The sequence below is a fragment of the Leifsonia sp. A12D58 genome, assembly GCF_047530025.1.
Classification (GTDB): Bacteria; Actinomycetota; Actinomycetes; order Actinomycetales; family Microbacteriaceae; genus Cryobacterium.
This window is the reverse complement of the sequence record NZ_JBLJAT010000004.1, coordinates 268,943-283,578: the sequence shown is the minus strand read 5'-3', so window position 1 is coordinate 283,578 and position 14,636 is coordinate 268,943. Positions and strand designations below refer to the sequence as shown.

The following is a 14,636-nucleotide window of genomic DNA, read 5'->3' as shown; positions in this document are numbered from 1 at the left end:
GCGGGAGGACTCGCCATGGGAGCGGGAGGACCCGCCAATGAAGAACCCGCAGCGCGGAACCTGATTAGAGATACGCGCAGAACCTGCTCTAGAGGTACGCGTTATGGAGAAACCGGCCACATCAAGGTCGCGGCAGGCTCCCCGTGACTACCCCAGCGTCCAGCGACGCGCAACAAGAGAACCCCCGAGTTCAGGGAAGGGCCCTATAACAGCGCCTCCCGAACCCGGAGGTTCTCGCCCACATCCCGCGCCGACCGGCCAGCCGGACCTGCCAACCGACCGGCCAGCTGGACCAGCCAACCGACCGGCCCGAACGGGACGTAACCCAGCTACTCCACCGAGTCCACCACTTCAAACACCGGCGCCGGCTCCGAATCAACCGCCAGGCCGTCGCCACCCGGCGCGAGGTCGACCCGCACCAGTTCGCCGTCGTGAACCGTCCCGGAGAGCAGTGCCATCGCCAGCTTGTCGTCGATCTCTTTCTGCATCAGCCTGCGGAGCGGCCGCGCACCGTAGATCGGGTCGTAGCCGCGCTCGGCCAGCCATCGTCTGGCATCCGGTGTCACGGCCAGCTGCAGCCTGCGGTCGGCAAGCCGCCGCTGCAGGCGCTCGATATACAGCTCGACGATCTGGCCAAGGTCTTCCATCGACAGCGGCGAGAACATCACGATGTCATCGAGCCGGTTCACGAACTCCGGCTTGAACGCCTGGCGCACGAGCGTCTGGACTGCTTCTTCTCGCTCGGCCTGGCTCAGTGCCGGGTCGACCATGAACTGCGAACCGAGGTTCGACGTGAGGATCAGGATGGTGTTACGGAAGTCGACCGTGCGGCCCTGACCATCGGTCAGTCGCCCATCGTCGAGCACCTGCAGCAACACATCGAAGACCTCAGGATGCGCCTTTTCGACCTCGTCGAACAGCACAACCGAATATGGGCGACGGCGCACAGCTTCTGTCAGCTGACCGCCCTGCTCGTAACCCACGTATCCGGGAGGCGCACCGACGAGACGGGAGACGGCGAACTTCTCGCCATACTCGCTCATGTCGATGCGGATCATCGCCTTCTCGTCGTCGAACAGGAATTCGGCGAGCGCCTTGGCCAGCTCGGTCTTACCGACACCGGTCGGACCGAGGAACAGGAACGACCCTGTCGGCCGGTCGGCATCCGCGATGCCTGAACGACTGCGGCGCACGGCATCCGCTACCGCACGCACTGCAGCCTTCTGCCCTATCAGGCGGTGCCCGAGTTCGGCCTCCAGGTTGACCAGCTTCTCGCTCTCACCCTGCAACAGTCGACCGACGGGGATGCCGGTCCAGGCAGCTATGACAGCGGCAATGTCTTCGGGAGTGACCTGGTCGTTGACCATGAGGGGCCCGCTCGCCTCGGCCTTCTCGGCCTCCTGCAGCTCGCGTTCGATCACCGGGATCTCGCCGTACAGCAGCCGCGACGCCTGTTCAAGGTTGCCCTCGCGCTGGGCCCGCTCTGCACGGCTACGCGCGTTGTCGAGCTTCTCTTTCAACTCACCGATGCGGTTGAGCGATGCACGCTCTTTGTCCCACCTGGCCTGCAGCTCTGCAAGTGTGCCCTGGCGCACCTGCAGGTCTTCGCGCAGCTTGGCGAGCCGCTCCTTCGAGGCGTCGTCCTTTTCTTTCTTCAGCGCGAGTTCTTCGAGCTTGAGGCGGTCGACGCTTCGGCGCAGTTCGTCGATCTCGACGGGGGCAGAATCAATCTCCATCCGCAGTCGGCTCGCGGCCTCATCGATGAGGTCGATCGCCTTGTCAGGCAGCTGGCGCGACGGAATGTACCGGTTGGACAGCGCCGCCGCCGCGACGAGCGCCGAGTCGGCGATCGCGACCTTGTGGTGGGCCTCGTAGCGTTCCTTCAAACCACGCAGGATGGCGACGGTGTCTTCAACAGACGGCTCACCCACGTACACCTGCTGGAAGCGGCGCTCGAGGGCGGCATCCTTCTCAATGAATTCACGGTACTCATTAAGGGTGGTGGCCCCGATCAGGCGGAGTTCGCCGCGGGCGAGCATCGGCTTGAGCATGTTGGCTGCCGCCACCGACCCCTCACCGCCACCGGCGCCCATGAGGGTATGCAGCTCGTCAACGAAGGTGATGATCTCACCGTCGGCGTCGTTGATCTCCTTGAGCACTGCCTTCAGCCGCTCTTCGAACTCGCCGCGATACTTCGCGCCGGCAACGAGGGCCGCCAGGTCGAGGGAGACGAGCTGCTTGCCCTTCAGCGAGTCGGCGACGTCGCCGGCGACGATGCGCTGGGCCAGTCCTTCGACGACTGCCGTCTTTCCGACGCCGGGCTCACCAATGAGCACCGGGTTATTCTTTGTGCGCCGGGTGAGCACCTGGCTCACCCGACGAATTTCGGCGTCTCGGCCGATGACCGGGTCGAGCTTGCCGCTCTTGGCCACATCGGTCAGATTGATGCCGTACTGCTCCAGGGCGGATTTGGCCTCTTCCTGGGGTGGTTGTTGTCCAGCTTGCATCGAACTTCCCTCCAAAGTTGAGTCTGCTTGACTCAATTTTAGCGGGCGGATTGACCTCTGCCTAGTGCCGAAAGCGGATGACACAACCGCCTTAGGCTTGCACCGTGGACCTCTTTACGCCAAACGACCGCACCGCCCCGGGGCTCTGCCCATGCTGAGCGGATTCTTCGGCGGCATCCGTCTGCTGCTGCGCGGTTTCGGCTTCTGGGGGCGCCGGCCAGCCCTGATGCTGCTCGGCCTTATCCCTGCAGCCATCGTATTTGCGTTGGTGCTGGCCGCGCTGATCGCCCTCGGATTCAACCTGCAGGCGCTGGTGGACTGGCTGACTCCGTTCGACGAGGGCTGGCCACGCCCGTGGCAGAGCATCATAAATACAGCAACATCGGCCGTGCTTTTCGGGGCAGCAATAGTTCTGTCGGCCGTCACATTCACGGCCCTCACGCTCGCCGTCGGCGACCCCTTTTATGAGCGCATCTGGCGCGCCGCCGAGGACGCGGCCGGCGGCCCCATTCCCGACGCGGGAGCCGGCTTCTGGCGAGCGGTGCGCAGTTCGCTCTGGCTGCTCGGCCTTGGCGCCGTCACCGCGCTCGGTGTTGGACTCGTCGGATTCGTCCCGCTCATCGGCGGACTGCTCGCGCCCATCCTCGGCGTCACTCTCTCTGGGCGACTGCTCGCGGTGGAGCTGAGCTCGCGTGCCTTTGAAGCCCGCGGGATACCGAGCGCGACCCAGCGAGCCCTGCGCCGCGGCATCCGCTGGCAGTTGCTCGGCTTCGGCGTTGGCACCCAGCTGCTGTTCATGATTCCATTCGGCGCCGTTTTCAGCATGCCGGCCGCCGTTGCCGGATCGACGTTCCTCGCTCGCTTGGCGCTCGACAACGCACGCTCGGCGGGTGCAACGGCGGTGGGCGCAGTGCCGGCAGCGGCGCCCCGCGTCACGCTCCAGGAGCCTCGGAACCCGTAACCACGACTGAGAGCACTCTCAGGCCAAACCCCGAATCGTCGATTCCTGGCCCGTTGCTTTTCATCTGGGGCTCTTATGCTCCACGAGTAGTGGCTCGAGTCGGCCACACCCGCCAGCTGAAAGGTGAGTCATGTCTGTCTTCTTCGATCGGGTAGACCGAAGGATTTCCAGCTCCATGACGGTCGAGCGGCGCACCTGGCTGCAAACGCCGCGTGGTCTCATCACCGGTTTCATCGCCGTGCACATCGTTTTTCTGGTGGCACTGCTTCCCGTGATCCTCACCGGCCGCGAGCTCGGCGACCTGTCGCTCTACAAGCTCTGGGCAGAAGAGGGCATGGGCGCGGGGATCTGGCAGGGCATCAACGTGGAGTGGGTCTATCCCATCGGCGCGCTGGTGCCGATCGTATTCGCCGCTCTCGGTGGCCCGTTCCTCTACCAACTGCTCTGGTTTCTGCTGACAACGGCGCTGAACGCCATTGCCGTCGGCGCACTGACCGAATGGGGTCGCAACGTCAAGGGATACACGGCGGCCTGGTGGTGGCTGGCGTTCAGCTTCGTGCTCAGCCCCGTCGGGCTGCTGCGTCTCGAGGGACTCACCGCGCCACTGGTCATCGTGGCCCTGATGCTCGTGGCCAGACGGCCGGTCGCAGCCGCCGCCATCCTCGCCATCGCGACGTGGATCAAGGTTTGGCCGGCCGCGGTGTTCCTTGCCGTTGTCGTGGCATCCAAGCGCCGCATCAGCATCGTCCTAACCGGAATCGCCGTGACCGCGGGTTTCGTGCTGTTCGTGTGGGCGACGGGCGGCATCCGCTTTATCGCTGGCTTCATCACGATGCAGTCAGACCGGGCGTTGCAGCTGGAGGCCCCCATCACGACGCCGTGGGTGTGGCTCGCTGCTTTCGGCCATCCCGATACGTACGTCTACCAGAACTATGCGATTGCAACCCGGGAGGTAGCCGGCCCCGGTGCCGACATCGCCGCGGCGGTTATGACACCGCTGATGTTCATCGCCGTCGCCGGCGTCCTGGTGCTGATGCTGCTGGCCAACCGTCGAGCCGGCGACAAGACCGACCTCATGCTTGTCGGTGCTCTCGCGCTCTCGAGTGCGTTCGTGGTCTTCAACAAGGTGGGTTCGCCGCAATACATGCTGTGGATCGCACCCGTCGTCGCCGTCGGCGTGGCCCACAGCTGGCAGCGCTGGCGCACCCCCGCCTATGTCCTCCTGGCCATCGGTGTGCTCACCACGCTGATTTTCCCAGTCTTCTACCTGCCCCTGGTCGATGGCGACCCGTTTGCACTCGTGCTGCTCACCGCGCGGAACCTTCTCCTCATCGCGGTGTTCGCCTGGTCAGTGCGGGCACTGTGGCGGATGCTGCGGCCGGCCCAATCACACATTTCAACTACGGCAAGCGTCGATTCTCAACTGAGCGATGGCCTGTCAGTCACTCACGCTCCGCCCCGGGGCTAACGCCGTCCCGCAGCGCCTAGCGGCCGGTCGACACCGTGACGGTGAACTTGGTGTTGCGGCCTACCTGATGCGTCGGGCCGACCAGGCGCGTCAGCGGCGGACGATACCCGAGGTGCGTGTTCCAGACTGTCCACAGTTCCCCGCCGGGACGCAGCACCCTGCCCGCGTCTTCGAACAGCTTGAGGGCGATACCAGCATGCACCGACGAGCCGATGTGGAACGGCGGGTTCAGCACGATCAGGTCAGCGGATGCGTCGGGCTGGCTACTCAAGGCATCGTCCTGCACGACCTGTACCCGGTCGGCCACTCCGTTTTCAGCAGCCGTCGCCGCAGCAGAAGCCACCGCGGCCGCTGACTGGTCGCTCGCGATCACGTGGAGCCCTGGCCGAGCCCTGGCCAGGCTCACGGCCAGCACCCCGGTGCCGCAGCCAAGGTCGATGACGGAGGTGGCATCCGCTTTCATCCTGTCGATGAACTCGAGCAGATAGCGGGTACCGATGTCGAGCGAGGTGCCGGCGAATGCTGCACCGTGGGCGCAGATGGTGAGGTCGATGTCGGCGTGGTACTCCCGGTGTGGCCAGGCCGATGGTACGTCTGGCGCCGGCACCGCGGGCTCACTCGCCGTGAGCACCCGGGACTTCTGCCTGGCCAGTGACGCGCTCACCGAATCGAAGTGCCGCGACAGCACCGCGTTCATCGCAGCCGTCATGTGCTTGATGCGGCCGCCGGCGAACACCCGCACATCGGGAGCCGCAAACCGAGCGATCGACTCAGCGATCTCGTCAAGCGCACCGAGGCTGCGCGGCAGTTGCAGCAGTACGACTCGAGCGCCCGTGAGCAGCTCGGAACCGAGGGGAAGCGAGCTGTAGACATCCGCCAGCCCGAGCTCGGAAGCGTTGGCCGCGAGGGCCCGCTGCCCAGACAATCCGTCCTGGTGCACACGGATACCCCTCGCACCGTGGAGCGCAGCGGCCCCCAGGGTGAGCGCGCCGTAGTGGTCTTCAATCACCACAACCTCACCTGGCGTCGCGGACTCGAGAGCGGATGCCGCCTCGTCGAGAATGAGCCGGTCGCTGGCGTCCACCGCGAACAGGTTGTCTGCCTCAATGTCTGGCCATCTGCGAAGCAGGTCGAACGAGAATTCTTGCACCTCGTAACGGTACCCGAGCCTTGCTGTGCGTGAGTCCGCAACGCAGACAGCGCCCCTCTTGCGAGAAGGGCGCTGCCTGTGCACGCTGGGGCCGTTCGGCGTTAGCCGACACCCTCCAACGAATCTGTTTCGGTGTGGCCGATGTTCAGGATCACCTGCGGGAACTTTTTTGCCAGGTAGACGTACCAGCCGATGGCTGCGAGCATCACCACGAGGAAGATATAAGGGATGACATTCAGCGGGTAGGCAGGCATCGGGTAGACGTTGGCGATGAACACCCAGATCATGCTGATCACCGCGATGGTCGCCGTGATCCAGACGAGCGTGTTCGGCAGTTTTTCGCGCCGCGTGTAGATGACGCAGGCGATGGCGACGAGCGAGTACGCGACCATGTAACCGTAGGTGCCGAAGGTGTCGACCCACACGGTGATATCCATGGCGTGAGCACCGAACGACAGCAGGATGATGTCGAGCACGATGGCAGCCGGACCAGCGAAGAGCAGCACACGGTGCGGGGTGAGGTGGCGCTCGTGGGTGCGGCCGAAGCGCTCCGGCGCGACGCCTTCCTTACCCATCACGTAGATGATGCGACCGACGACGTTGAGCGGCGCGACGACAACGGCGAAGAACGAGGCACCGACGCCGAACGTGAGCACGAGAGCGAACCAGCCCGGCATTCCGATCTGCGTGGCGATGTCTTCGAGCGGGCTCGCGCTGCCGGCCAGGCCGTCGCCGAGCACCACTACCTGCGTGTATGCGGCGAAGACATAGAGCACGCCGACGGTGACCGCACTCCACATGATGGCGCGGGGAATCGCGACGTACGGGTTCTTCGCCTCGCGTCCCAGGGCATCCGCTGACGAGAAGCCGACGAAGCCGAGGATGCCGAGCACCATGCCCGTGGCCACGCCAGAGAGCGGTACGCCGGTCAGGCTGAACTGCGAGGGATCCCAGGCCGCAGGGCCGGCCCAGACGAGGGCGAGCACCAGCAGCAACATCACGATGCTCACCGAGACCAGCTCAAGCACCAGCGAGATGCGGGCAGACACGCGGATGCCACGGATCGTGAACAGGGTGGCCAGGCCACCGAGCACGATGGCGAGCACGATCTGGGCGCCGACTCCCCCTGCGGGGATGCCGAGCAGGATGAGGAACTGGCTCATGTACGAGATCGACCCACCGAGCGAACCGGCGGCGATGCCCCAGCAGCCGATGATCAAGGCGATGCCTGCCAGGTAGGCGCCGAATGGGCCGAGGCCCTTCGCGACGTAGGTGTAGAGCGAACCGGCAGACGCGTGACGCTTGGCAAACGTGGCGACGCAGTAGCCGACGCAGAGGATGACGATCGTCGCGAGGATGAACGAGTACAGGGTGCCGTTGCCCGCGCCGATGAATATCGCTGCGGCGGTGAAGGCGATGACGGCTGTTGGTGCGATGTTGGCGATGGCCTGGGCTGCAAGTTCAGGCCCGCTCATCACACCGCGACGAAGACCAGCGTCGAGCGGCGCCGACTCAGCCTCTCGTGACGTTCGGATGGGGGATGACATGGCTGAGCTCTCCAAAGGGGTAAGGGAAAGTGGGGAAGGGAGGTGCATGACGCGGGGGCGTCAGGGAATAAGCAGGGTACGCAACGCTCCGCCGAATTCGAGGTCTTCGAATGCCTGCGCGGCTTCGGCCAGGGGGCGACGCCCCGAAACCAACGGGTCGAGCTTCAGCTGGCCGTCCATGTAACGGTCAACCAGGGCTGGGATATCGATTGAGGGGCGCACACTGCCGTAGTTGGAGCCCAGGATGCGCTGGTCGGCTTCGGCGAGAACGAGCGGCTCGAATGAAGCCCTGGCTCCGGTCGGCGGAAGACCGACGATGACGGCGGCGCCGCCCAGGCCGAGCATCTCGATTGCCTGCTCGGTGGTGGAGGTGCGGCCGATGGCGTCGAAGGCGTAGTCGACGCCATCCGGAATCAGTTCGAACAGAGCCTCAACAGCATCGACCTGCGACGCATCGATGCTGTCTGTTGCGCCGAACTGGGCGGCGAGCGCCGTCTTGTCAGCGTTCACGTCAATGGCGACGATGCGCTCGGCTCCGGCCAGGCGCGCGCCCTGCACGACGTTGAGGCCGACCCCGCCGCAGCCGATCACAACGACGGTTGAACCGGGCTCGACAGCGGCCGTGTTGAGCACGGCGCCGACGCCCGTTGCGACGGCACAGCCGACGAGGGCGACGACATCCAGGGGCGCATCGTCGCGCACCTTGACGGCACCGGAGGCCGGAACAACGACCTCTTCGGCGAAGGATGAGACGCCCAGGTAGTGGTGGACCTTCTCGCCGTCCTGGGACAGTCGGGAGGTTCCGTCGAAGAGCACGCCGTGCGGCGCGACGACGGTTGCGACCTTTTGGCAGCGGGCTTCGTGCCCCGAACGGCAGTAGCGGCACTCACCGCACGGCGGCACCCAGGACAGCACGACGTGGTCGCCGACCGCGAGTGACGTGACCCCTTCGCCGAGCTCGACGACAATGCCAGAACCTTCGTGTCCCATCACGAGCGGCGCGGGGGCATCCCATTCGCCCCGCTTAACGTGCAGGTCGGAGTGGCAGACGCCGGCTGCGGCGATCTTGACCCGCACTTCGCCGGCCTTCGGGGCGGCGAGTTCGACGTCGGTGTATTCGAGCGGCTGGTCTGGTGAACGGAAGACAACAGCCTTCATGGAATCCTCCTGAGATCGAAAATCGGGTTACGCCGATGCTAGGTGTCGGTGAGAGCTGGATGCGCTGTGAATAATGGTGAGAAATTCAGGGGTGTTCATCATTTCGTACACTGGCGTAATGGCTCGTGACGTTCTCTCCTTCGCCCGGGTGCTGGGTGGCGACCTCGTCGGCACCTCGGTCGGTCCGGGTACTTCCGTCGATTCGGTGCTCCCTGCCGAGAGTTTCACCGTTCTCGCGCATCCCAACTTCGCCAGTCTGGTCGTCGCGTCGCCCGCTGAATTGCGGGCGCTGCTCGATCCGGCTGACCCCCGCTCGACGATCATCCGCTCGGCAGTCATCATCGCCGCTGACGCCTCAGCTGCCACTCTCTCCCTCGTCACCGACGCAGGGGCGACGGCGATCCTGTGCCCAGGCACATCGGCCGCCGTGCTGGTGCCCACGCTCGCCGGGCTGCTGGCCGATGACCGAGCGGCAGAGGACCGCCTGGTCACGATCGGCACCAAGGTGCTCACCCAGGTCGCCCGCCGAGGCGGGGTCAACGCGGTGATCGCTGAACTCGCGCACCGCATCGACGGCTGGGCAGTGCTGCTCGACAGCCAAGGCCATGCGATCACGAGCGCCGGCGCAGGCGCGTTGCACGTGCAGGATGCGACGGCGGTCGCGCTGCGACGCCCCGTTCGAGTGCGCCATCCCGGCCTGCAGGTGCATCCGGTCGGCTCGAACGAAGACTTGACCGCCTACCTGGTCGTTGCCTCTCACGAGGGCTCGATGAGCCGCAGCCGAGATTTGGCGTCGCAGGCCGCCGCCCTGCTCGATCTCATCCTCCGCACGCACGACCATGCGACCACTGAGCGCCTCGGTCGCGAGGTGATGGTGTCGAGCCTGCTCACCGGAAACGTTGTCGACAACGTGTCACTGCTGCGCCGGTGGGGAGTGCACGAGAACTCACTCACGGCATTCGTGCTGAGCTCACGATCGAAATCGGTCGACCTGGAACGCCTGGTCGCGAGGTGGTTTGACGAACTCGGCTGCATACATGTGATGTCGACGGTGAACGGGCGGGTGCTCGCCTTCATTCGTGACGATCGCGTCGAGCAGATCGCCGCCCAGGTGGAGAGTTACGCCGACGACGTGCAGGTTCCGCTGCGCTGTGGGTTCGGATCGAGCGCCGGCATCGACGCGCTCGCCCGCAGTGCGTCCGAGGCCCGCCAGGCGCACGATGTCGCCGTAACCGACAGTCGGGCTGTGGCCCGCTATCGCGCGCTCCCGACGGTGCGCTACGTGCTCGATCGGCTCGACGACGATTCCCGCACGAACATCGCCGATGCCCTCGACGCTCTGCGCAACGGGGCCGGTCTTCATGGCGAGCTCACGCAGACGCTGCGCGTGTACCTCGCCGAACACGGGTCATGGGGAGTCACCGCCACGCAGCTCGGCATCCACCGGCAGACCCTGAACAGTCGCATCCAGCGGATCGAAACGCTCACCGGGCTGTCGATGTCGGACCCTGACGACCGCACGGCGGCCTGGCTCGCGATCAGGGCGCTGGAGCACTAGCCGGCGCTTAACGACAGAACGCCCCACACCTGGGGTGTGGGGCGTTCTGGACGAAGCGATTCAGCTCAACGTGCGGCTGGCCTACTTGTGCTCGAGTGGCCGCCAGATGGCAACGGCGTTCTGCCGCCGCAGTCTGGTGCCTGCCCTCATCGAAATCACGTCACCGGCCGATCCGGCAGCGAAGACGCGGCGACCTGGTCGGTTCAGCAGTTCGTCGGCGAGCGCGGTTTCGAGTTCACCAACCCTGGATCGCAGCCGGTTCACCTCGTCTTCGAGATTCAGGATGCGCCTGATGCCTTCCAGGCTCACACCTTCGCCACTCAGCTGCGCGATTTCTCGCAGCTTTGCCACATCGCGCATCGAATACCTGCGCGACTTTCCGAGCGTGCGACCGGGGCTCACCAATCCGATGCGGTCGTACTGGCGCAGGGTTTGCGGGTGCATTCCAGCCAGTTCGGCCGCTGTCGAGATGACGAAAACCGGTGAATTCTCATCCATATTTAGCCTCTGGCTCTCGCCAGAAGATCTTCGCGCGGGTTCTCCTTCGGCAAGGCATCGACAAACTCAGCGAGCTTCTCTTCGGCCTCTTTCGAGAGATGAGATGGCACAGCTACCTGCACCTCGGCGAGCAGGTCTCCCGTGCCCTTCGAGGTGCTGACGCCGCGACCCTTGACCCGCAGTACGCGCCCGCTCGGCGTGCCGGGAGCAACCCGCAGTTTCACGGGGCTCCCGCCGAGGGTGGGTACTTCGATAGTGGCACCGAGAGTTGCCTCAGCGAATGTCACCGGAACCGTTACGCGCAGGTTCAACCCATCACGCTCGAAAACGGGGTGCTTGCGCACATTGACAGTCAAAATGATGTCTCCGCTTTCTCCGCCGTCCGGGCTGGGCTGACCTTTGCCGCGCAGTTTGATCTTCTGCCCGTTGGCAACGCCCGCCGGAATCTTGACCTTGATCGGGTGACCATCCTGCGTCTGCAGAGTGATCGTGTCGCCTTGAGTAGCGGTGATGAAGTCGACGGTAGCGGATGCGACAACGTCGCGCCCGCGGGTCGGCCCGCCATAGCCGCGGAAACCGCCGCTGGCGTTTCCGAAGCCGGGATTGCCCCCACCGAACATGCCACCAAGGATGTCATCGAAGCCACCCTGCTGGAAGGAGTAGCTCTGCTGCTGCCGGCCACCCCCGCCGAACATGCCGCCAAAGACGTCGTCGAAGCCACCCTGCTGCCCGCCGCCGCCGCCAGGGGCAGTGAAGCGTGCTCCACTGCCCATGGCGCGAACCGCGTCGTATTCCTTGCGTTGTTCAGGATCGGAAAGCACCGAGTGGGCCTCGCTGATCTCCTTGAACTTCGCTTCGGCTGCGGCATCCCCCGGGTTTGAGTCCGGGTGATACTTACGTGCGAGCTTGCGGTAGACCTTCTTCAACTCGGCCGGCGTGATGTCTTTCGACACCCCGAGGACCTTGTAGAAGTCTTTGTCGAACCAGTCCTGGCTAGCCATCGCTCGGTACCCGGACCACGACCTTGGCCGCTCGCAGCAGGGTGGAGCCGAGGCGGTAACCCGTCTCAGCAACATCCGCAACGGTCTCGGTGGTGACGTCGGCGCTTGGCTGCTGGAAAATCGCCTCGTGGATGGTGGGATCGAAATCTTCTCCCACCTCACCGAACGGGGTCAGCCCCAGCTTCTCGACGCTGCTGCGCAACTTCGCGGCGATGGTGGCAAATGCCGAGTCGCCCTCGAGGTCGCCGTGCTTCTCAGCACGGTGCAGGTCGTCAAGCACGGGCAGCAGAACCTTGACGACATCGCCGACGACGCGCTCCCGCTCAACCTCGCGGTTGGCTTCGGTGCGCTTGCGATAGTTCGCATACTCGGCGGTGATGCGCTTGAGATCTGCCAGGTGCTCGTTCGACGGGTCTGAGGCTTCGCGATCTGCAGCATCCAGGATGTCCTGCACGGTCAGCTCGTCCTCCTCAATCCCATCGGCCGTTGCATCGGCGGCGGCAGCATCTGCGGCAGCAGTCTCGCCCGCGGCCCCGGGGGCACCAGACTCTGGTGCCCCTTCGGCTACTGGCTCATCTTCTGGACGGATGTCGTCAGCCATTATTTCTTCGCTTCGTCTTCGTCTTCGACAACCTCGGCGTCAACAACGTCTTCGTCAGACGCTGCGTCTGTCGGCTGCTCGCCTGCGTCGCCGGCGGGAGCAGAGGCCTCAGCCTGGCTTGAAGCGTAGATTGCTTCGCCGAGCTTGCCCTGGCTCTCGTTCAGCTTGTCGAAGGCGGTCTTCACTGCGTCGTCGTCTTCACCGGCGAGTGCCGACTTGAGGGCGTCGACGTCAGCCTGAACCTCGGACTTGACGTCTTCAGGCAGCTTGTCTTCGTTGTCCTTGATCAGCTTGTCGATCGAGTACGCGAGCTGCTCTGCACCGTTGCGGACCTCAGCGGCCTCACGGCGGCGCTTGTCTTCTGCAGCGTGCTCTTCACCCTCGCGCACCATGCGCTCGATGTCTTCCTTCGCCAGCGACGAACCGCCGGTGATGGTCATCGACTGCTCCTTGCCTGTGCCCTTGTCCTTGGCGGACACGTGCACGATGCCGTTGGCGTCGAGGTCGAAGGTGACCTCGATCTGCGGGATACCGCGCGGAGCCGGTGCGATACCGGTCAGCTCGAACGTTCCGAGGTTCTTGTTGTCGCGGGTGAACTCGCGCTCGCCCTGGAACACCTGGATCGCAACAGACGGCTGGTTGTCATCCGCTGTGGTGAAGGTCTCGCTGCGCTTGGTCGGGATGGCCGTGTTGCGCTCGATGAGCTTGGTCATGATGCCACCCTTGGTCTCGATACCGAGAGACAGCGGGGTGACGTCGATGAGCAGAACGTCCTTGCGCTCACCCTTCAGCACGCCGGCCTGGAGTGCGGCGCCGACGGCGACGACCTCATCAGGGTTGACGCCCTTGTTGGGCTCCTGTCCGCCGGTCTCCTGCTTCACGAGCTCGGACACAGCGGGCATACGGGTTGATCCACCGACGAGCACGACGTGTGCAATGTCGCTGACCTTGACGCCGGCCTCGCGGATGACGTCCTGGAACGGCTTCTTGGTGCGGTCGAGGAGGTCCTGCGTCATCTGCTCGAACTGTGCACGCGTCAGCGTCTCGTCGAGGTTGGCTGGACCGTTCTCGGTGAGCGACAGGTACGGCAGCTGGATGCTGGTCGACATGCTGCTGGAGAGCTCTTTCTTGGCCTGCTCAGCCGCTTCCTTCAGGCGCTGCTTGGCGATCTTGTCGTTCGAGACGTCGACACCGGTGGTCTCCTTGAACTTCTTGATCAAGTAGTCAACGATGCGCTGGTCCCAGTCGTCTCCACCGAGGCGGTTGTCACCGGAGGTGGCGCGAACCTGAATTGTCGAGAAGTCGTCGTCCTTGCCCACTTCGAGGAGCGAGACGTCGAAGGTTCCACCACCGAGGTCGAAGACCAGGATGAGCTCGTCTTCCTTGCCCTTGTCGAGGCCGTATGCCAGTGCAGCAGCGGTCGGCTCGTTGATGATGCGCAGCACGTTGAGGCCAGCGATCTCGCCGGCTTCCTTCGTTGCCTGACGCTCGGCGTCGTTGAAGTATGCGGGGACGGTGATGACGGCATCCGTCACCTTGTCGCCCAGGTACTGCTCAGCGTCGCGCTTCAGCTTGGCGAGGATGCGAGCCGAGATCTCCTGCGGGGTGTACTTCTTGTCGTCAATGCCGACAGTCCAGTCGGTGCCCATGTGGCGCTTGACCGAGGAGATCGTACGGTCGACGTTCGTGACGTTCTGGCGCTTGGCGGTTTCACCGACGAGCACTTCACCATCCTTGGTGAATGCGACCACTGACGGGGTGGTGCGAAGGCCTTCAGCATTCGCGATGACGGTGGGTTCTCCACCCTCAAGAACTGCAACCACCGAGTTGGTGGTTCCGAGGTCGATACCTACTGCACGTGACATATGTGCGTCTCCTTCAATTGCTTCCGGTTGTGGTGCTGTATTTCAAACTTGTGCAGCCGCACATTAAGAGTTGAGCGCTGCTGACTCAAGTATTCCATTCCCGGGTTTTTCTTGTCAAGATGACCGGCTGAAAGTTGAGTGTGAATGACTCAACTTTGCAGAGAAGCCGGTCAGTTGGCGTTTTCTGCCACACCGCACTCGGTCAGGCCGCGTACGGCGATTTCGCGAGACCGAGTCGGAAAACGCTACGTATACTCCCATAACTGGGGTCAGTACCTGCCAGTGCGCCGTGGGGCCACGCCGATATCGTGTGCCTGCATGC

11 protein-coding genes are annotated in these 14,636 nt (G+C 64.4%); 3 read left to right on the top strand and 8 right to left on the bottom strand.

The window, feature by feature from the left end:
* Positions 1 to 329 precede the first annotated feature (329 nt).
* Positions 330 to 2,507 carry an ATP-dependent Clp protease ATP-binding subunit gene (locus tag ACMT3I_RS12065; RefSeq protein ID WP_414804732.1) on the bottom strand — a complete coding sequence of 726 codons (2,178 nt, stop codon included), beginning with the start codon at positions 2,505 to 2,507 and terminating at the stop codon, positions 330 to 332.
* Between the two features lie 151 nt (positions 2,508 to 2,658).
* On the opposite strand from ACMT3I_RS12065, the gene ACMT3I_RS12060 reads away from it, so the two are divergent.
* Both ACMT3I_RS12060 and ACMT3I_RS12055 read left to right on the top strand, forming a co-directional pair.
* Positions 2,659 to 3,468: an EI24 domain-containing protein gene (locus tag ACMT3I_RS12060; RefSeq protein WP_414804731.1), complete on the top strand. Its 810-nt coding sequence runs from the start codon at positions 2,659 to 2,661 to the stop codon at positions 3,466 to 3,468.
* Between the two features lie 175 nt (positions 3,469 to 3,643).
* Positions 3,644 to 4,936 carry a glycosyltransferase 87 family protein gene (locus tag ACMT3I_RS12055; protein ID WP_414804730.1) on the top strand — a complete coding sequence of 431 codons (1,293 nt, stop codon included), beginning with the start codon at positions 3,644 to 3,646 and terminating at the stop codon, positions 4,934 to 4,936.
* 16 nt (positions 4,937 to 4,952) lie between these two features.
* Here the strand turns inward: ACMT3I_RS12055 and ACMT3I_RS12050 are convergent, their stop codons facing one another.
* From ACMT3I_RS12050 to ACMT3I_RS12040, 3 genes are all read right to left on the bottom strand, one after another.
* Positions 4,953 to 6,086, bottom strand: a complete 1,134-nt coding sequence (locus ACMT3I_RS12050) for a class I SAM-dependent methyltransferase (RefSeq protein ID WP_414804729.1) — start codon at positions 6,084 to 6,086, stop codon at positions 4,953 to 4,955.
* A gap of 101 nt (positions 6,087 to 6,187) precedes the next feature.
* Positions 6,188 to 7,633, bottom strand: coding sequence for an APC family permease (locus tag ACMT3I_RS12045; RefSeq protein WP_414804728.1), 1,446 nt, complete (start codon positions 7,631 to 7,633; stop codon positions 6,188 to 6,190).
* A 60-nt stretch (positions 7,634 to 7,693) separates the two neighbouring features.
* Complete coding sequence (locus ACMT3I_RS12040; protein ID WP_414804727.1) at positions 7,694 to 8,791, bottom strand: alcohol dehydrogenase catalytic domain-containing protein; 1,098 nt, start codon at positions 8,789 to 8,791, stop codon at positions 7,694 to 7,696.
* A gap of 118 nt (positions 8,792 to 8,909) precedes the next feature.
* Here ACMT3I_RS12040 and ACMT3I_RS12035 point away from each other — a divergent pair, with 118 nt between their 5' ends.
* Positions 8,910 to 10,349 carry a PucR family transcriptional regulator gene (locus ACMT3I_RS12035; RefSeq protein ID WP_414804726.1) on the top strand — a complete coding sequence of 480 codons (1,440 nt, stop codon included), beginning with the start codon at positions 8,910 to 8,912 and terminating at the stop codon, positions 10,347 to 10,349.
* A gap of 81 nt (positions 10,350 to 10,430) precedes the next feature.
* On the opposite strand, the gene ACMT3I_RS12030 is transcribed toward ACMT3I_RS12035, so the two are convergent.
* From ACMT3I_RS12030 to dnaK, 4 genes are read right to left on the bottom strand one after another with little or no spacing between them, the layout of a single operon-like run.
* Entirely contained in the window at positions 10,431 to 10,847 is a 417-nt protein-coding gene (locus ACMT3I_RS12030; protein WP_414804725.1) for a heat shock protein transcriptional repressor HspR, read from the bottom strand.
* A 2-nt stretch (positions 10,848 to 10,849) separates the two neighbouring features.
* Positions 10,850 to 11,848 carry a DnaJ C-terminal domain-containing protein gene (locus ACMT3I_RS12025; RefSeq protein ID WP_414804724.1) on the bottom strand — a complete coding sequence of 333 codons (999 nt, stop codon included), beginning with the start codon at positions 11,846 to 11,848 and terminating at the stop codon, positions 10,850 to 10,852.
* Positions 11,841 to 12,449 carry a nucleotide exchange factor GrpE gene (locus ACMT3I_RS12020; RefSeq protein WP_414804723.1) on the bottom strand — a complete coding sequence of 203 codons (609 nt, stop codon included), beginning with the start codon at positions 12,447 to 12,449 and terminating at the stop codon, positions 11,841 to 11,843. Before ACMT3I_RS12020 ends, ACMT3I_RS12025 begins: the two co-directional genes overlap by 8 nt.
* Positions 12,449 to 14,314, bottom strand: a complete 1,866-nt coding sequence (gene dnaK / locus ACMT3I_RS12015; RefSeq protein ID WP_414804722.1) for a molecular chaperone DnaK — start codon at positions 14,312 to 14,314, stop codon at positions 12,449 to 12,451. The genes ACMT3I_RS12020 and dnaK overlap by 1 nt, the downstream gene beginning before the upstream one ends.
* Positions 14,315 to 14,636: the final 322 nt, after the last annotated feature.